The sequence below is a fragment of the Arthrobacter globiformis genome, assembly GCF_003261175.1.
Taxonomy (GTDB): Bacteria; Actinomycetota; Actinomycetes; order Actinomycetales; family Micrococcaceae; genus Arthrobacter; species Arthrobacter globiformis_A.
On record NZ_QLNP01000098.1, the window covers coordinates 109,207 to 126,964 of the forward strand.

The following is a 17,758-nucleotide window of genomic DNA, read 5'->3' on the forward strand; positions in this document are numbered from 1 at the left end:
GAACTGCTGGGCCGCCGGCAGCCTGATGGGCAGGCAGCCTCTCCGACGTGTGGGACTGCCAGTGGCTGTCACCGGGTGAGTGCGGGTCCGGGGTCATCATCTTATTCACCTTCCACCTTCGCCGCCCCGCGGGCCCTTCCGGCATGCGCTGAGACCGGCGGCGTTGCCGGCAGTATCCCGGTGTGAAGGGGAAGTGCCGTCTGGGGTAATTGTTGCGTCAGGTCATGGTGGATTTACCGGTGAACCTTGGACTGCCGAAGAGGGTGAGGTCCCCCCAAACCGGAGGACGCGTCAGCAGTGCGCGGCGGCGAGCGGCCGCTGTTTGGGTGGGGGGTCTCGGTTCTCCCAAGGTTGACTGGGAATTTCCTAGGAACCGCTGGCACTCTTTTTCCATCTGGTCCGAAGCCACAGCCGCGAGTGGTCGTTCAGCCAGCTGGCCGGCCCGGCATTGCACCCCCCTGACGTGCCGGGCCGGCGCCCCCAATCCTTGAGGGGTCCGCCGGCCCGCAACTCTGTCGCCGGCGATGCAGCTCATGGCAGTTTCCTTGGGTTGGCGGGGATGACGGGGATAAGTCCCGTGGGAAGTTTGATGTCGGCGTCTTCGGGGCGGTCCTGCCCCGCCCGTTCGATGGCTGCCCGGAAGTGGGGCAGGCTGCGCTCCACCATGTCCTCATTGGCCGTGAGGGACATCCGGAAAAACCCCGGTGTCTCGAACAGGACGCCCGGAAGCACAAAGACGTCCTCCTGGCCTAGCGCCTCGGTGAAGGCCTCGTCGTCTTGAATGGGGGAATGGATGAACAGGTAGAAGGTGCCTTCGGGTGGCCGGAGCCGGTATCCCATCCCGCCCAGCTCCTGGACCAACCGGTCCCGCTTCTGCTGCAGCCGGCCGACGTCGATGGTGAACGTCTCCAGCCGCGGAAGCGCGTACTGCAGCACGGCGTTGGGGTAGATCCAGCCCATGGCCAGCTGCATCGCCTCGACGGCGATGCCGAGCTCCTTGCGGTCCGGCACGCTCGGCGGCAGCGCCAGGTACCCGATCCGCTCGCCCGGCGCCAGGTGCGTCTTGCCGTAGGAGTAAGCCAGGAGCGTGTACGGATAGAACTCCGCGGGGCTGTGGAAGCGGGCACCGTCGAAAACGATCCTGTTGTACGGCTCGTCGGACACCAGGTAGATCCGCCGGTCTATCCGCGCCGATGCCTCGTCCAGGAGGGTTGCCAGCTGGCGGAGGAGTTCGGGCGGGTAAATCCTGCCGGTGGGGTTGTTCGGCGAATTGATGATCAGCACCCGGGTCCGCTCCGTGATGGCCGCTTCAATGGCCGCCAGATCAAGGTCGAAGGTCTCGAGGTCGATCCGGACCTTGACCGGGACCAGTCCGGCCTCGACAGCGAGCGGCTCATAGAGGAACCAGGGCGGCAGGCTGTAGATGACCTCGTCGCCAGGATCGGTAACCGCCTTCAGCGCGAGGGCGATGGCTGTGAAGCCGCCGGTGGTCAGGTACAGGTCCTCGGCTTCGAACGGAACATCGAGCAGACGGCTGAGCGAGTCCGCGGCCGCCTCCCGGGCATCCACCTCATTGGTTTTGTACGCGAACCACTGGTCGTCATGCGGGTGGAGCGCGTCCCGGAGGGCGTCCACATAGGCGTCCGGCGGCGTCTGGTGCGGGTTGCCCAGGGTGAAGTCGCAGATGCCCGGAAGATGTTTGCGGCGGGCGTAGGTGGAATGGTTGAGGTGCTCGGAGATCCTCTGAAAGGACGGAATGGAGGCCACCTCAAGGGCGCGGCGCGAGGCGGGGGAGTCCTTCACAGCCCGGTTTCCTGGGGCTTGGCATTCGCCTTCGCCGTGAGCAACAGATACTCCCATTCCATCTGCGCGGGCGTATCGCCGTGGGCTTCGATGTACGTGCTGGCAAGTTCCGTGAGGGCATCGTCCAGGGCCTTGGCTTTCCCGTCGTCGCCGGACAGCGACTTGTACACGGAGATGGTGGGGCCGTAGTGCGACTTGAAGTAGTGCAGGAAGTCTTCGGGCTGGCGGAAGCTCGTGATGGCAACGGTCCGCTTCTGCGCCCGGATGTCGCCCAGCCGGGCCCCGAACAGCTCACGGACATGGTCCTCACTGCCCCACAGCGGCGGCGGCTGCGCGTCGGGCGGAGGGGGCGGCGCGAACGGCTTCATGACGGCGAACATCTGGCCGATGAAGCCTTCCGGGGTCCAGTGCAGCAGCCCGATGGTCCCGCCCGGCCTGCAGACGCGCACCAGTTCGTCGGCGCTCGCCTGGTGGTGCGGGGCGAACATGGCGCCGAGGCAGGACATGACCACGTCGAACTCGCCGTCCGCAAACGGGAGATTCTCGACGTCGGCCTCCACCCACTCGAGCTCAACGCCGCGGTCGGCGGCCTGCCGGCGGCCGGCGTCGAACATCTCCGGGGTGAGGTCGCTGGCTACCACCCGGGCACCCATCATGGCCGCCGGGATGGCCGCATTGCCGGCGCCCGCGCCGACATCCAGGACGCGCTGGCGCGGTTTGATGTTGCAGGCTTCCACCAGGATGGCGCCCAGATCCGCAACGAGCTCGTTGGCGAGGGCAGGGTAGTCGCCCTGCGCCCACATGGCCCGGTGCTTTTCCTTCAGGGCTTTGTCCGCCTCGGCCTGGTCGTTCATGTCCGCGCACCTCTGCTCTCGCAGGTCCAGTTTCAGCGCACTGTTGAGCCAGTGGAGGCTGTGGTGCGACTTATTGTCGGCTCCCCGGCCGGGGTTGTAAAGGTTGCGGGCGGTGGGGACAGGGGAGGGCACGCCGGCGCCCTGGTTAGTTTCGGCGTCGGACGGCGTACGCGAACAGCGACGTAGTGGCCACGGTGGCCAGGTACCCGGCGATCACGATCAGCGAGATGCCGGCCGAGAAGTAGTTGGTGGTACTGGCCTCGTGACCGATTCCCGGGGCGATCATGACCAGCGAGTACACGGACACCGCTGCCGACGCCAGCCCCAGCACCATCGGCAGCCCGATCCACAGCCGCGCCGAACCCCAGTGGCCGCCGAAGCCGTCCCAGACGTTCCATTCGTGGCCGTCGTTGCGAAGAATCAGCCAGCCCGCGGGAATCATAAAGCAGCCCACCACCAGGAATGCCGCCACCACATCCGCCGGCCTGTGCCACTGGTTCACGAGTGTGGACATGCCCGAGGCGATCGCAAAAGTGCCGCCGACAAAGCCGGCCAGCGGCCGCCACCGCGGGGACGACATCAGGAACACGGCTGCCGCCGCGGACGCCGCCAGCGTGGTGTGACCGGACGGCAGCGAGTTCAACTCCAGCGTCTCCACGCCCCGGTCCGGCCGCACCGGCAGCAGGTCCTTGAGCACCTGCGTTGCGATGTTCGCCGCGACGCACGCCGCAACGGCAATACCCGCGGCCCGCCATCGGCGGTGAATCACCGTTACTAGAAGAACGACGACGGCGGCCATCACCAGGGAGATGGTAGGCAGCAAGTCCAGGAACCGGGTGGTCACCTTGCCCGCGGGCCCGTGGATATCCACGGCCTCCACCAGGGCGGACTCGTCGATGAACTGGCCCGTCGTGGTTCGGACGAAGTAGTAGTACGTGGCCGCGAGCCCAGTGGCGCAGGCAAGGGTGGCCACGGCGAAGAGGAAGCCGGTGCCCGCTGCGAGGCGCATCCGTCCGGCAGGCCGGGGGGGCTTCTGACGGCCCTGCTGCTGGCGGCCCTGTTTCTTACGGCGGGGGTCCCTGAGCTGGAAAGTCATCGTAACAAGGGTGTCACAGTTTGCTGGGAGACGCCTGTCAGGCGGGTAAGTGCGTCATGTTCGCCCGGCCTTCCCTGATGCTCGACTACATAGGGCGGGGGGATTACGTTGGGGGCATGACCGAAAACCCAGACGAGACCCGCACTGTTTCCGACGAGCCCGGTCGCGCAGAATCCGACCGCGACACCGGCCGCGACGAAACCGACCTCAGCACCAAGCTGGACCCGGATTTCATCCCGCAGCAGGGCGAGACCCCCGAGGCCAAGCGCGCCCGGGAGCATCCCGAGGAAACCGGCAGCTGACGGCCTGAACCGGGGCCTGAACCTGGGCCTGTTCCGGGTGCTAAACGCAGGCCGGCGGACGGCTAAAGTTGGTGCATGGGCGGTCTCGCGGATGTACTTGGCCCCATCCTGGAAATGATGACGTGGGTGGGCTTCCTCCCCGGCGTGCCGTTGCTCGTATGGGGACTCATTATCGAACGGCGCCGTTGCGCCTGGACCAAGACCACGGGCGAGGTTTACACCGCCGGCGGCTTCACCGGCTTCCGCTGGACCGACCAGGAGAACGTCCCGCGCCAGACCCTGGTGGACTCCGACGTTGCGCGGGGCCTCGTGGCCGGCACCCAGGTGGAACTCCATTACGACCTCTGCCACCCTTCACGCTGGGGCCTGAAACCGCCCAAGCACGACAACGTCATCCTGGTCCTCGGCTGGATCCTCACCGGAGTGGGCATCCTGAGCACCGTCGGGGGCTTCGTGCTGCTGCTCTTGTGAGGCCCGGACAAGTCCGGCCCGGATGAACCAACCCGGGCCGGACATACATCGGGTACCCGTGCCGCGGCGGGTACCCGGTCCGTGGGGCAGCCGGTGCTGCCTTGTTCGCCAGCTAGACGTGCGGGTCCACTGTTGCGGCCCGGCCAGCGCGTGCGGGACGTCCGCCGCGTCGGTTCCGGTCCCGCAGGTGGTCCAGCAGCGCCTGTTCGGGATGCCCGGGGTTCTCCGCCAGATGGCGCAGGAGCCGGCGCCGGACCTCCGACCGCGGATCAGCCGTGGCGAGCACGTTGTGGATAATATCCAGGACCTGTTGATGGAGCTCGGAGTCGTCCACCATGACAGTCGTCGGCTCGCCAAAGGCAGCGTCGACCGTCGTCCCCCACCGCTCCGGCGGGATGGGTTCATACAGGTCGCGGAATTCCGTATGCATCACTGGCTCCTTCTTGCGGGGAGAAACTGCTTCTGCGGACTGCCTCCGGGTACGCCTAGCCATTACTGCTGCCACTCCTGCCGTTGTTGCTGGAGAGACCGCCTTTGTCCTCGAGTTGGCTCGAGGACGCTAAATCGTCGGTGGGTGCCGGTGCCGGGGAAGTGACCTGCGCCGGTTCCACGAACTCGACGCCGGGCTCCGCTGCTTTCGTGGAGAGCGGAGAGGGGGTGGCTTCGTTCAGCGGAGCCGATTTAAGCGCCGGAGACGTGGTCTTGGGCGTGGCAGCGGGGCCGGTGGCCGGCGTCAGCCGCCGATTTCCCGTGGATGGGTCGAGCTCCTGGACCGAGTGACGGGGAGCCACCTCGGTAACAATCACGCCCGGTCCCAGGCCGGTTGGAGCCCCGGCAACAGCCTGCGCCCAGACAGTTATTCCGGCGAAACCCACCAGCGGAATGCTCAGCAACGACCACTTCTTCATGGGCCGGCCCTCCTTCGTGCTTTCACTTTGAGGCGTAAAGGTGAGGCAGGGATGAGACGCGGATGAGAGTCTTCTCATCGCCGGGCGGGGCCGGGTTTAGCGCGGTTAAGGGGTTTGAACCGGACCGCCATGCCCGTTCGTTCCATCAACGCCAAGGCACACCAGACGGTAGCCCACGCCCCGGACGGTTTGGATGCGGTCCGCGCCCAGCTTGTGCCGCAGGTACCGTACGTAGACGTCCACCACGTTGGACGACCCCTCGAAGTGGTAACCCCACACCCGGCTCAGAAGCTGCTCGCGGCTGAGCACCTTGCCGGCGTTCTCCATGAATGTCCGTGCCATGACGAACTCCCTCGCGGACAGGTCGATCACGCGGCCGCGGATCTCTGCCGTGCGGAGGTTCACGTCGAGGGACAGGTCGCCGCAGACGAATGTCGGGGCGGAAGCGACCACCTGCGCGCCGCGGAGCCGGAGCTTGATGCGGGAGAGCAGTTCTTCGAACCGGAAGGGCTTGGTCATGTGGTCATCCGCACCGCCGTCGAGCGCCGCCACAGTGCTCTCAAGGCTGTCTGCCGCCGTCAGCACGATCACCGGAATCGTTGAGCGCATGTTCCGGAGGTTCTTGAGGACGGTAAGACCGTCCATCCTCGGCATGGTGATGTCCAGGATGAGGAGGTCGAACTCCCCGGACGTGGCGTAATCCAGCGCCTTCACCCCGTCGAAGACCTGGGTGGTGGTGTAGCCGGCCGCTGTGAGGCCTTTGGCGAGGAAGGCGGCAATGCGGGGCTCGTCGTCGGCGATCAGGATCCGCGTCAAGGCGTACCTCCAGCCCGGATGGCCAGTTCAATGCCCGACGCCGGCCCGGCCAGCTTCGGTTTGCCGCCCCGGCGCCGTTTCTTGGGCCGCGCATCACCTTGTGCGTCGAAGCCCTCGGTGTCGCCGCCGGTGTCCGCCGCGACGGAGCCATCCGTTTCATCGCTCTCATCTGTGCCGCCGGACGGTATCCGGAGCGTGAAGCGGCTGCCTTTGCCCTCCTCCGACTCCAGAAGCACAGTGCCGCCGTGCGCCTCGGCGATGGCTTTGACGATGGAAAGGCCCAGGCCCGAGCCTTCCGTGGCCGCCGAATTGCTGCCCTTGCCGAAGCGTTCGAATATGCGCTCATGCTCGTCCGCCGGAATCCCCGTGCCGGTGTCCGAGACCCAAATTTCCAGCTCCCTGGACGCGCGGTGCCGCGCTGCCAGCTCGCGGACAACTACTGCCCGCCCGCCCTGGGGAGCGCCGCCGTCGTCCTCCACCCAGGCGCCGCCAACGGATATCTGGTCCGACTCGGACGTGTGGTTGACCGCATTGGCGGCGAGCTGTTCCAGCGCCTGGGTGAGCCGGCGGCGGTCAGCGCGGATTAGGCCGCCGGGCCTGGCCTCCAGCCGCCACTGCCGCTCGCCGAGGACCCGGACGCGGTTGAGGACATCCTCCAGGAGGTCATCCGCCTCCACCCAGGCGGGCGTCACGAAGTCGGGCCGGCCGCTGCGGGCAAGCAGCAGCAGGTCATCCACCAGCACCTGCATCCGGTCAAGTTCGTCCAGGAGCAGCTCGCGGGTCTGGTCCACGTCGTTGGGGTCCCCACTGCGGAGCAGCTCCAGGTACCCGCGGATGATCGTCATGGGGGTGCGCAGTTCGTGGCTGGCGTCGTGGACGAAGCGGCGCTGGTTGTCCGATCCGGATTCCAGCCGTTCGAGCATTCGGTTGAAGTTCATGGCCAGCTGAGCGATGTCGTCAGTGCTGGCCGGCACTTCCACCCGCTTGCTCAGGTCCTCAAATGTCGTGGCCTCCGTGGCCTCGCGGAGCCGCCGGACGGGGCGCAGCAGCCGCCCGGTGACCAGATAACCCACCAGGCCGGTCATTGCGAGCGTGACGGCGGACGCCAGGGCAAAGGTCCACATCGAAGCGAAAACCTCCTCGCGCTGGGCTCCGATCTCGCTCGAGGTAATCAGAAGACCCTGGTCTGGGCGGCCGCCCGGCAGGGACACCGACGTAATGGCCAGGCGGACCTGCCGGCCGTCGAGGTCGATGTCCCGCATCACGGTCTGACGGGGCACACTCCAGTCCCACATGTTGTCGGTGATCGCGGCCGTTCTGAGCTTGGTCGGCTGCTCCCCGGCAGGCAGGATGACGCTGCGGCCGCGGACCACGGTCATCACCGACACGTAGCCCCCGGGAGCACCGCTGCGCAGATAGGTTGTAAAGAGGCTGTTCAGGGAGGCATAAGGTGCGCCGGAATTGGGCTGGCCGCGCTTGGCCAGCGCGTCCAGGTTCTTGCGCGGCACCTGGAGCTCGGCATTGACGCGGTCATTGAGGCTGTTCAGCTGGGCGGCATGGGTGGCGGCGCCGGCGACAAACAGGCCCACGGCCATGAAGACGAGCAGCGTGGCCAGCAGCCGGAAGCGGACGGAGTGGACTTCCGTGCGCAGCGCGCCGGCCGTGTTCATGGGACCACCCGGGCGAATCTGACGTGTGATGCACGTAACACGTCGCGAGGCAGGGCTGGCCACGCAAAATTTTTTTGAAATCGGGGGTCGCCGGCAGAGACGCTCATCGCCGAGTACTCGGAATACTTGGTTGTACCCGGCCCGGCCATGGTCTGTCTCATTGGATCACCCATTTCACGCTGATTCGGCGGTCCTCCGGGGATGAAAACCGCAATAGCACCGCTGTTACTGCGGTAATACGAATCTAGCCCCGGGTTCTTGGGAAAAACTTGGTGTCTGCGGCGCCGCTGCATTCCCGGCAGGAGGTTCCAGGGGAGCCGTGGGCCACCCCAGCCTGGTGGTGGCCCGCTTGATGCGAAAGCAACCAAGTAGTGGCCCAGCCGAAAGTCGAGTACTCGCTACTCGTGCCCACACTTGCCCGAGTGACAAGTATGAATCCAAGCCATTCATGGGGAATGCAGTTCATGGGGATAGTAGGTGCACAAAATGGTACAAACTGTTGCAGAAGATACTCGTTGGTCCCGGAGAGTTAACGACGACGAGTACCTTCCAAACTCAATGGAAGACGCTGGTGGAACAACGACGAAGTTGTCCATCAACATCCTGGGCCCGCTCCGTGTCCGCCGCGGCGGCGTGGAGATCGGATCCCACGAGCTTGGTGGGCCCAAGCCCCGCCAGGTCCTTGAAATCCTGTTGCTCAAGCTGGGGACCCCGGTCTCCAAGAACCACCTGATCGAAGTTTTGTGGAATGGCCAGCCGCCGTCCGAGGCACTGTCCACTCTGGAAAGCTACGTCAGCGTCCTGCGCCGCCACCTTCAGCCCGGGAGCGGCAAGGGCGGAGCCCTCCGCACAGTCACCGGAGGCTACATGATCGACCGCGCCATGGTTGACTTGGACCTCGATCGGTTCGATGAGCTTCTGAAGCAGGCGGGGCACGCCTCACCAGAGGAATCCTTCCGGCTGCTCGAGAAGGCCCTCGGCATCGCCTCCGTGCCACTGCTCGGCGATGAGCTGCTGGCCGGCTGGGCAGAGGAAGAGCGTTCGCTCCACTCAGCCCGCGTCGCGAGCATCAAGGCACGGGCCGCGGAAGCAGCCGTCGCCGTCGGACACCCGGAGCGCGCAGTGGCCCTCGCCAGCGAACTGCTCGTGGACGATCCCATCAACGAGCGCGCCTGGACCGCCTTGATCCTGGGTCTGGAAGAATCCGGGCAGTACATGGAAGCATTGCGGGCCTACGGGCGCTGCCGCCGGGTCATGGACCAGGAGATCGGCTGCCTCCCCGGACGCCCGCTTCGCGAAGCGCACGCCCGGCTGCTCCAGGCAACAGCCGCCAGCGAGGATGACATGGACCTCACAGATTCAGGTGCCCAGCCCCCGGCAACTTCCCAAGTCACCCGGGAAATCAGCATCCTGACCATCGACGACCACAGCACGTTTACCGAACTGCTGACGGCAGCCCTCGACCGCGAACCGGACCTGCGGAGCGTCGCCTCGGCTACCACCGCCAAGAGCGGCGTGGAGCAGAGCATCGCCCTCAAGCCCGACGTCGTGATCATGGACTTCCACCTGCCCGACGGCGACGGCCTCACTGCCGCTGCCCGCATCCTGGCCGACGCCCCCGACACCCGGATCGTCATGCTCACCGGCGACCCGACGCCGGAAGCGCTGCGGACCGCCGCCTCCATGGGTATCTGCGCCTTCCTGCCGAAGGGCGGATCGCTGTCCACCCTCCTGGACACCCTCCGCTACGCGCGGGCCGGCAACATGGTGGTGCACCCCTCGCTGGTGGCCCAGCTGGGCATGTCCACCCCCGCTCCGGCCCCCGTGGTCCGCGAAGTGGAGCCCGGCGGACCCGTCCTGACGCCCCGCGAACTGGACGTCCTTCGGCTCATGGCCGGTGGCCACGGGTCGAAGGAAGTGGCCAGCAAGCTGGACATCTCCCTCAACACCTGCCGCGGCTACGTGAAGGCAATCTTCGCGAAGCTCGGCACCCACTCGCAGCTCGAATCGGTCATGGAAGCGTCACGGCGCGGCATGCTCGAGCAGCCATCAAATGGCTAGGCCATCGCTCCGCAAACCTGCTCTGTTCCGCCCGTTCGAATCGCCGGCCTATCACAATTCCGAGGTTTTCAAGGCCGTCCGGCGGTTCCTGCTGATGGGGCTGGTTGCCCTGGTGGTGGTCACCACCCCGGTGGCCTTCTGGATCTGGTCCGAGGCGGAACGCCACGCGCTGGAGAACTCCAAGGAAGCCACCGACCACCTGGCCAACAACGTGGTGGGGCCGCTGCTGGACAAGGAAGTCCTGTCCGGCGAACCCACTGCCGTTGAACGGCTCGACGAGCGCCTCCGTCCCTGGATGGGGGAGACCTCGGTGTTCGAGATCAGGCTGTGGGACAAGGACGGGCGCATTGTCTACTCTGAAGATTCGAAACTGATCGGCAAGACCTTCGACCTGCCGCACGAGGCGCAGGAAATCCTGGACGGCGGGGACGTCCCCGCCAACCTGGAGACGCAAAAGGACGAGGTCAACACGCCCGACGTCGAAAACGGTGAGCTCGTGGAGGTCTACGTGCCCGTCGTGGCTCCCGACGGGCAGAAACTTGTCTTTGAGTGCTATTACGACGACGACGGTGTCCGCCAGGAGCAGGCTGCCGTTCTGTTCGGCATGGCCCCGCCGTTCCTGCTGTCACTTGCTGTCCTGCAGCTGGCACAGCTGTTCCCGGCAGTCCAGCTCGCCCGCAGGATCCAGGCCTATGAAGCCGGCCGGAGCCGCCTGCTGCGCCGGGCCATCGAAGCCTCCGAGCTGGAGCGCCAGCGCATTGCCCGGGACCTGCACGACGAAGTGATCCAGGAGCTCTCGGGCCTGTCCTACGTGATGGAGTCCGAGGAACTGCACAGCCCGGTGGGCCAGCGTGCGCTGTTCTCCGACGCCCGCCGGATCCTGCAGGACAACGTCCGCAGCCTGCGCGCCATGACCAGCGAGCTGTACCCGCCGGACCTGAACCGCCTCGGCCTCTCCGGGGCGCTCGCCCGGCTCGGCGATCCGCTCGAGGAACGCGGGATCAGCCTCGAGCTCGACCTGCCGGAGCAGTGTGAGCTGGACCGGGACCGGGCGGCGCTGTTCTACCGGGTGGCCCGTGAGGCCCTGGCCAACACCGCCAAGCATTCCAGGGCGACCAAGGCTGAGCTCCACCTCCATCAGGACGGCCACCGTTCGGAGATCCGCATCCAGGACGACGGCTGCGGCTTCGACCAGAGCCAGGGGTCGCCGGAAGGACACTTCGGCCTGCGCATCATGAAGGACACCATCGGCGAGGCCGGCGGCACGCTCCAGTTGATGTCCGCTCCCGGACGGGGCACCACGGTGATCGCGCGCTTCGGAGTCGGGGGCACCAAGGTTCCGGCCGCCGTCGAGCACGAACAGGAGCCGGTCCCCTCAACATGACTCACTGAATGGCGGCGGCCACGCCGGTACAGTGATTCCATGCCTGTCCCGTACCCGTCCCTCGAGGAACTGCTGCACAGCGCCCGCGTGGTGGTTCTGCCCATGCGCGTCAAGTTCCGCGGGATCCTGGAACGCGAAACGCTGCTCCTCCGCGGTCCGCTGGGATGGGGCGAGTTCGGCGCCTTCCCCGAGTACGGCGACGCCGAGGCCTCCCGCTGGCTTGCCTCCGCCATCGAAGCCGCCTGGCACGGATTCCCGGCGCCGCTGCGGACCAGCATTCCCGTCAATGCGACCGTGCCCGCCATCACGGCGGACCGGGTGCCGGAGATTCTGGACAGGTTCGGCCGCGTGGACGCCGTCAAGGTCAAGGTGGCGGAACGCGGGCAGACGCTCGACGACGACGCGGCCCGCCTCGCTGCGGTCCGCGCCGCCCTTCCGGACGCTGCCGTCCGCGTGGACGCCAACGGCGGCTGGGACGTTCCGTCGGCGGTGGAGGCACTGACCCGGCTGTCCGACGTCGGGCTCGAATACGCCGAGCAGCCCGTACCGGAGATCGAGGGCCTGGCGGAAGTGCGGCGCCGGCTTCGTGCGGCAGGGGTTCCGGTGCTGATTGCGGCCGACGAAAGTGTCCGCAAAGAGGACGACCCCCTCAAGGTGGCGCGGGCCGGCGCCGCCGACCTCCTCGTGGTGAAAGTAGCGCCGCTCGGGGGAGTCTGGCGCGCGCTGGAGCTGGTCGCGCAGGCCGGGATGCCCGCCGTCGTGAGTTCCGCCCTGGATACGTCGGTGGGGATCCGGGCCGGGCTCGCGCTCGCTGCCGCACTGCCGGAACTGCCCTATGCCTGCGGGCTGGGAACGGTCTCGCTGCTCGCCGCGGACGTGATTACCGAACCATTGGTGGCGGACGACGGCGCCATCGCCTTGCGCGATGCCGTCGCCGACGAGGGGCTGCTTGAGCACTACGCCGCCCCGTCCGAGCGCCGGGAGTGGTGGCTCGCCCGGCTCCACCGCGCGTACGCTGCACTCCAAGCCGCGGCCTAAACAACCCTCTCCCGCCTCCTGCAGGTTCTCCCGCGATTCTCTCTCACGTCCTGCCACCTTGCCCCTGACGCTCTCGCGGTTCCTGCAGCTTTTCCCCTGTCCCTCTCTCAGTGGGATGCGAGTTCACCGGATCTTCATCTGAGTGTCAGCTTCCGGTTCGCTTTCGATGGAAAGGTGGCGGTGCCGCATCTAAACCCTTGGAAGGTCTCTCTCCATGTCTGAAATCTCCGGACGCAAGTTCGCCCTGCTACCCATGCTCGGGCACACCAAAGGCAAGCGCAGCCCTATCACCTGCGCGCTCAAGTGCGACAACGCCTGCGCGGGCGACGTCTGCAACACGAGCTCCAACAGCTACTTCCGCGACATCGCCTCCACGACGCTATCCCGCCGCGCCGCCCTAGGCTTCGGCGCCGCAGGTGCCCTCGCCGTCGTACTCGGCGGTGCCGTAACGTCCGGCGAGAAGGCCATTGCCGACGGCGGAACGGGACTGTCCGCCGCCGCGAAGAACGGTTTTGGCCCGGGTGCGTCCAAGCTGCAGTTCACGGCCATCCCCGCCGTAGCGTCCGACGTCGACGCCCTGACGGTGCCGGCAGGCTTCACCTGGCAGCCGGTGATCCGGTGGGGCGACCCGATCTTCAAGGACGCCCCGGCGTTCGAGCTGGGCAACCAGACCGCCGCAGCGCAGGAGCGCCAGTTCGGCTACAACAACGACTACTCGGACATCCTCGAGATCCCCGGTAGCAAGGGCCGCCGCGCGCTGCTGTTCGCGAACCACGAATACACGAACGAGAACATCATGTTCCCGGCCAGCATGCCGGCCGCGCAGATGCGCGCGGTGGGGGCTGCTGCCCACGGCCTGAGTGTCGTCGAGCTGGAGCGCAAGAACAAGAACAAGCCGTGGACCTACGTCCAGGGCGCCCCGCTGAACCGCCGCTACCTGAACAGCACCCGCTACGAGCTGACCGGACCTGTCGCCGGCTCGGACCTGGTCAAGACCGTGGCCGACCCCGAAGGCCGCTGGATCAACGGCACCCTGGGCAACTGCTCCGGCGGAACCACCCCGTGGGGCACCATCCTCTCGGGCGAGGAAAACTTCAACGGCTACTTCGTTGCCCCGGGCACGTCCACCTCGGACAAGCGCTACGGCCTGACCAACAAGGCCACCGCGCGGCAGTGGGAGCTCGATGATCCCCGCTTCAACGCCAACAACGCCGGCTACGAAAACGAAACCAACCGCTTCGGCTGGATCGTGGAGGTGGACCCGTTCGACCCGACCTCGACGCCGAAGAAGCACTCGTCCCTGGGCCGCTTCAAGCACGAGGGCGCCAACGTGATCGTGGCCAAGTCCGGCCACGTGGTTGCCTACTCCGGCGACGACGAGCGCTTCGACTACCTCTACAAGTTCGTCTCCAAGGCCAAGTACCGCGAGGGCGACCGCAAGCACAACATGACGCTCCTCTCCGAGGGCGACCTGTACGTTGCCAAGTTCACCGGCAACGCCCCGGCAGCGGAGATCGACGGCAAGGGCTCCGTTCCGGCGGATGGATCCTTCGACGGCACCGGCGAATGGCTGCCCCTGGTGGTCGGCGGCAAGTCCATGGTGGCCAGCATGTCCGTCGAGGAAGTCCTCGTGTACACGCGGCTGGCGGCGGACAAGGTGGGCCCCACCAAGATGGACCGCTGCGAGGACGTCCAGCCCAGCCTGCACACCGGCAAGGTCTACGTGGCCTGCACCAACAACTCGGACCGCGGCAAGCCTGGCAAGGAAGGCGCCACCGAGATGAACCCGCGCAACGAAAACCGCGACGGCCACATCGTTGAAATCACGGAGACTGGCGACCAGACCTCTACGAAGTTCACGTGGAACCTGCTGATGGTCTGCGGTGATCCATCCACCGGTGACGTCACCTACTTCTCCGGTTTCCCGGCTGACCAGGTCTCGCCGATTTCCTGCCCGGACAACCTGGCCTTCGACTCCGTGGGCAATCTCTGGATCTCCACCGACGGCGCCCCCTCCGGCATCGGCAAGGCTGACGGTCTGTTCAAGGTCACCCTGGACGGCCCCGAGCGCGGCCGCGTGGAGCAGTTCCTGGCCGTGCCTCGCGACGCCGAAACCTGCGGCCCGATTGTCCGTGACACCGAACGCAGCGTTTTCGTCTCCGTGCAGCACCCGGGCGAGGAGGGCACCTTCGAGGCGCCGCACTCGTACTTCCCGGACTACGTGCGCGCCGGCGCCCCGGTCCGGCGCGGCCAGGCCAGGGCACCCCGTCCGGCCGTGGTCCAGGTGTTCCGAACCGACGCTTAGGGTTTTACCTGCCAGACGCTCCATCACATCCGGCCGGGTTTCCTCCCGACGCTCCATCAGATCCTGCAGGTTTTCGGCCAACGCTCGCTCACTTTCGTCGGGAAAGTGAGGGAGCGTTGGCGCTTAAGCGGCAGGAGGTGAGTGCGCGTTTGGCGCTTAAGTGCCGGGAGGTGAGGACGCGTTTGGCGTTGGACGGCAGGATCTGATGGGGCGTCGGTGGTGGCAGACTGGATTGGTGACTTCACAGGACCCCACCGAGCCCTCCGCCTACACCATCGGCGCGCCTGCAGACCCCGCTGGCACTGCCCAACCCGCGGCTTCCACGGCCAACCCCGAGCCTGCCCTGACGTCCATGGCTTCGGCAAGGATTGCCGTCGCAACGCTGCTCGGCGGTGGCATCCGCTACGTCGTTGTAGCCCCGGGCTCGCGGTCCGCGCCTATGGCTTATGCGCTGGCAGAGGCCTCGGCTGCGGGGCAAGTTGATCTGCTGGTGCGCATCGATGAGCGTTCGGCCGGCTTCACTGCACTCGGGCTGGCCCTGGCAACCGGCGCTCCGGTGGCTGTGCTGACGACGTCGGGGACCGCCGTCGGGAATCTCCTCCCGGCTGTGATGGAGGCCAACCACGCGGCCGTCCCGCTGGTGGTGGTCTCGGCCGACCGCCCCGAGGAACTGCGCGGAACCGGTGCGAACCAGACCACAGTCCAACTGGACCTCTTCGGCGAGCACGTCCGCTTCGCCGTCGACGTTCCCGCCGGCGAGAGCCCGCAGCGTGCGGTGGAAACATCGCTTGCCGCCGCGACGGGTGCCTTCGAGGGCACACCGCCGGGACCGGTGCAGCTCAACCTCGCCTTCCGTGATCCGCTGGTGCCTGAGACGGGGGAGCGGCTGCCCGAACGGCGCGGCCACGGGACCTTCCGGATCGGCACCGAACCGCTCACCATGACCCTCGATCCCGCCCCGGCCGGCCTCGCGGAACGGCGCACCGTGGTCCTTGCCGGGCACGACGCCGGTCCGGTCGCCGAGGCCTTTGCCCGCGCCCACGGACTGCCGCTGCTGGCCGAGCCGTCGTCCAACTCCCGTTTCGGCCCCAACGCCGTGGGACCTTATCGTCTGCTGCTGGAGCACTTCGGTCCGGACTCGGCGCTGCCGATCGAGCGTGCCGTGGTGTTCGGCCGCCCGACGTTGTCGCGGCCGGTGTCGGCGCTGCTGGCCCGGACGGACGTTCCGGCGGCCCTGTATGAGCCGGTGCCGGTTGCCTGGTACGAGCCGGGGCGGCGCCGGGAAACGCCCGTTGCCACCCTGGCCGAACTCGCGGACTTCGCCGGCCGGGGCTCGTCCTCCTGGCTCGACGCCTGGCTGCTCGCGGGCGCCGCGGCCCAGCATGCCGTCGACGGCATACTTGCCGCCGCTGACACGGCGACCGGCCCCGCCGTCGGCTCCCTGGTCTGGCAGCACGCCCGCGGCCAGCTCGTCCTCGGCTCATCCAACGGCATCCGCGACGTCGACCTCGCCGGCCAGCCCGCACCCGAGCCATCCGCCACGGTTTTCGCCAGCCGGGGCCTCGCCGGGATCGACGGCACGGTTTCCACCGCCACCGGCATCGCCCTCGGCGGACACCAGGCGACCACCCTGCTGCTCGGCGACGTCACCTTCCTGCACGACGCCGGCGGCCTCTTCCTCGGCGCCGGCGAGGAACAGCCGCAGCTGCGCATTGTCGTCCTCAACGACTACGGCGGGGCCATCTTTAGCCTCCTGGAACACGGCGCGGTGGCCGAGGCCGGCGGCTACGGGGACGCCGTCGAACGCCTCTTCGGCACCCCGCACTCAGTGGACATCGCGGCACTCGCCGCGGCGTACGGCGTCGGGCACTGCTCGGTGAGTACGACGGCGGGACTCGCCGAGGCGCTGGCCGCACCGTTCACGGGACGCACCATCGTCGAAGTGCGCACGGACCGGCATGAACTCCGCGCCCTGCACGGCAGGATCAAGGCCGCGGTGAGTGCGGCAGTGGCCGGGGTGCTTGCCGGCTAGTGTGGTCGGACCTGATGACGCCGGGACGGCTGGAACGGGAGCTGGCGGCGGCAGGCGTGCCCCGCCGTCGTGCCCGGTCCGCACAGTGACGTCGCTCCTCTTGGCGACGCGCAAACTTGCCCGTGATGCGGAAATGCCCCGGCGCTACCGGAATAGCGCCGGGGCATTTGCGCGTCGCAGGGCCGTTACCGCGTCCTGAAGAGTGGCCTATTCGGCGATCTCGATGTGGGTCGGGTCCAGCACGCGGCGGAGGAATTCCTTGGTGCGGCCCTGGGTGGGGGAGCCGATGACCTGCTCGGCCACGCCCTCCTCGACCACCACGCCGCCGTCCATGAACACCACGCGGTCCGCAACTTCGCGGGCGAAGCCCATCTCGTGCGTGACCACCAGCATGGTCATGCCTTCCTTGGCCAGGTTCCGCATGACCGAGAGGACGTCGCCGACGGTCTCAGGGTCGAGGGCGGAGGTGGGCTCGTCGAAGAGCATCAGCTCGGGGTCCATGCTCAGCGCGCGGGCGATCGCCACACGCTGCTGCTGGCCGCCGGAGAGCTGGTCCGGGAACCGGTCCGCGAGGTGGCCGAGCCCCACGCGCTCAAGGTTGGCCCGGGCGATCTTGTCCGCTTCGGCCTGCGGGCGCTTCAGCACCTTGGTCTGGGCGATGGTGCAGTTGCGCAGCGCGTTCAGGTGCGGGAACAGGTTGAACTGCTGGAACACCATGCCCACCTTGCGGCGCATCTTGTCGATGTCCACATCGGCATCCGTGGCGTCGAAGCCGCCCACGTGGATGCTGCCTTCATTAGGCTGCTCCAACAGGTTGACGCACCGCAGCAGGGTGGACTTGCCCGAACCGGACGGGCCGATCAGGCACACCACTTCCCCCGGTGCGACGTCCAGGCTGATGCCTTTGAGGACCTCGTTGGAGCCGTACGATTTGCGCAGGTCCTTGATGGCCACACCGGCGGCGTGGACGCGCCCGCTTTGGGTGCGGGAGTGAATTTCGACGTCGTTCATGACTTCC

The 17,758-nt window shown here is 67.2% G+C and carries 15 protein-coding genes; 7 read left to right on the plus strand and 8 right to left on the minus strand.

The genetic code is table 11. From position 1 onward, the window contains the following. Window positions 1–531 precede the first annotated feature (531 nt). The 3 genes from DBZ45_RS17080 to DBZ45_RS17090 all read right to left on the minus strand — a co-directional run bounded on the left by DBZ45_RS17080 (window position 532) and on the right by DBZ45_RS17090 (window position 3,753). On the minus strand, window positions 532–1,803 hold the full coding sequence (locus DBZ45_RS17080) for an aminotransferase class I/II-fold pyridoxal phosphate-dependent enzyme (RefSeq protein WP_111905061.1): 1,272 nt from the start codon (window positions 1,801–1,803) through the stop codon (window positions 532–534). Beyond that, window positions 1,800–2,657 carry a class I SAM-dependent methyltransferase gene (locus DBZ45_RS17085; protein ID WP_111905309.1) on the minus strand — a complete coding sequence of 286 codons (858 nt, stop codon included), beginning with the start codon at window positions 2,655–2,657 and terminating at the stop codon, window positions 1,800–1,802. The genes DBZ45_RS17080 and DBZ45_RS17085 overlap by 4 nt, the downstream gene beginning before the upstream one ends. Window positions 2,658–2,802: 145 nt before the next feature. Continuing rightward, window positions 2,803–3,753: a phosphatase PAP2 family protein gene (locus tag DBZ45_RS17090; protein ID WP_111905062.1), complete on the minus strand. Its 951-nt coding sequence runs from the start codon at window positions 3,751–3,753 to the stop codon at window positions 2,803–2,805. A 116-nt stretch (window positions 3,754–3,869) separates the two neighbouring features. On the opposite strand from DBZ45_RS17090, the gene DBZ45_RS17095 reads away from it, so the two are divergent. Together DBZ45_RS17095 and DBZ45_RS17100 are read left to right on the plus strand one after the other, a co-directional pair. Beyond that, window positions 3,870–4,055, plus strand: a complete 186-nt coding sequence (locus DBZ45_RS17095) for a hypothetical protein (protein ID WP_111905310.1) — start codon at window positions 3,870–3,872, stop codon at window positions 4,053–4,055. A 75-nt stretch (window positions 4,056–4,130) separates the two neighbouring features. Then, window positions 4,131–4,526: a hypothetical protein gene (locus DBZ45_RS17100; protein ID WP_111905063.1), complete on the plus strand. Its 396-nt coding sequence runs from the start codon at window positions 4,131–4,133 to the stop codon at window positions 4,524–4,526. 112 nt (window positions 4,527–4,638) lie between these two features. On the opposite strand, the gene DBZ45_RS17105 is transcribed toward DBZ45_RS17100, so the two are convergent. The 4 genes from DBZ45_RS17105 to DBZ45_RS17120 form a co-directional block, all read right to left on the minus strand. Beyond that, complete coding sequence (locus tag DBZ45_RS17105; protein WP_111905064.1) at window positions 4,639–4,956, minus strand: hypothetical protein; 318 nt, start codon at window positions 4,954–4,956, stop codon at window positions 4,639–4,641. A 55-nt stretch (window positions 4,957–5,011) separates the two neighbouring features. Further along, window positions 5,012–5,434 carry a hypothetical protein gene (locus tag DBZ45_RS17110; RefSeq protein WP_111905065.1) on the minus strand — a complete coding sequence of 141 codons (423 nt, stop codon included), beginning with the start codon at window positions 5,432–5,434 and terminating at the stop codon, window positions 5,012–5,014. Window positions 5,435–5,539: 105 nt separating this feature from the next. Continuing rightward, window positions 5,540–6,250, minus strand: a complete 711-nt coding sequence (locus tag DBZ45_RS17115; RefSeq protein ID WP_111905066.1) for a response regulator transcription factor — start codon at window positions 6,248–6,250, stop codon at window positions 5,540–5,542. Beyond that, window positions 6,247–7,920, minus strand: a complete 1,674-nt coding sequence (locus tag DBZ45_RS17120) for a sensor histidine kinase (protein ID WP_111905067.1) — start codon at window positions 7,918–7,920, stop codon at window positions 6,247–6,249. The genes DBZ45_RS17115 and DBZ45_RS17120 overlap by 4 nt, the downstream gene beginning before the upstream one ends. 558 nt (window positions 7,921–8,478) lie before the next feature. On the opposite strand from DBZ45_RS17120, the gene DBZ45_RS17125 reads away from it, so the two are divergent. The 5 genes from DBZ45_RS17125 (at window position 8,479) to menD (ending at window position 16,740) form a co-directional block, all read left to right on the plus strand. Next, the gene (locus DBZ45_RS17125) at window positions 8,479–9,981 is read left to right on the plus strand and encodes a BTAD domain-containing putative transcriptional regulator (RefSeq protein ID WP_223257136.1); all 1,503 of its coding nucleotides are present in this window, start codon (window positions 8,479–8,481) and stop codon (window positions 9,979–9,981) included. Continuing rightward, window positions 9,974–11,365: a sensor histidine kinase gene (locus tag DBZ45_RS17130; RefSeq protein ID WP_111905069.1), complete on the plus strand. Its 1,392-nt coding sequence runs from the start codon at window positions 9,974–9,976 to the stop codon at window positions 11,363–11,365. Before DBZ45_RS17125 ends, DBZ45_RS17130 begins: the two co-directional genes overlap by 8 nt. Window positions 11,366–11,404: 39 nt before the next feature. Further along, the gene (locus DBZ45_RS17135; protein ID WP_111905070.1) at window positions 11,405–12,403 is read left to right on the plus strand and encodes an o-succinylbenzoate synthase; all 999 of its coding nucleotides are present in this window, start codon (window positions 11,405–11,407) and stop codon (window positions 12,401–12,403) included. Window positions 12,404–12,617: 214 nt separating this feature from the next. Continuing rightward, window positions 12,618–14,708: a PhoX family protein gene (locus tag DBZ45_RS17140; RefSeq protein WP_111905071.1), complete on the plus strand. Its 2,091-nt coding sequence runs from the start codon at window positions 12,618–12,620 to the stop codon at window positions 14,706–14,708. A gap of 235 nt (window positions 14,709–14,943) precedes the next feature. Continuing rightward, window positions 14,944–16,740, plus strand: a complete 1,797-nt coding sequence (gene menD, locus DBZ45_RS17145) for a 2-succinyl-5-enolpyruvyl-6-hydroxy-3-cyclohexene-1-carboxylic-acid synthase (RefSeq protein ID WP_440130530.1) — start codon at window positions 14,944–14,946, stop codon at window positions 16,738–16,740. Window positions 16,741–16,947: 207 nt separating this feature from the next. Here the strand turns inward: menD and DBZ45_RS17150 are convergent, their stop codons facing one another. Then, the gene (locus tag DBZ45_RS17150; RefSeq protein ID WP_111905072.1) at window positions 16,948–17,751 is read right to left on the minus strand and encodes an amino acid ABC transporter ATP-binding protein; all 804 of its coding nucleotides are present in this window, start codon (window positions 17,749–17,751) and stop codon (window positions 16,948–16,950) included. Between the last annotated feature and the right edge of the window lie 7 nt (window positions 17,752–17,758).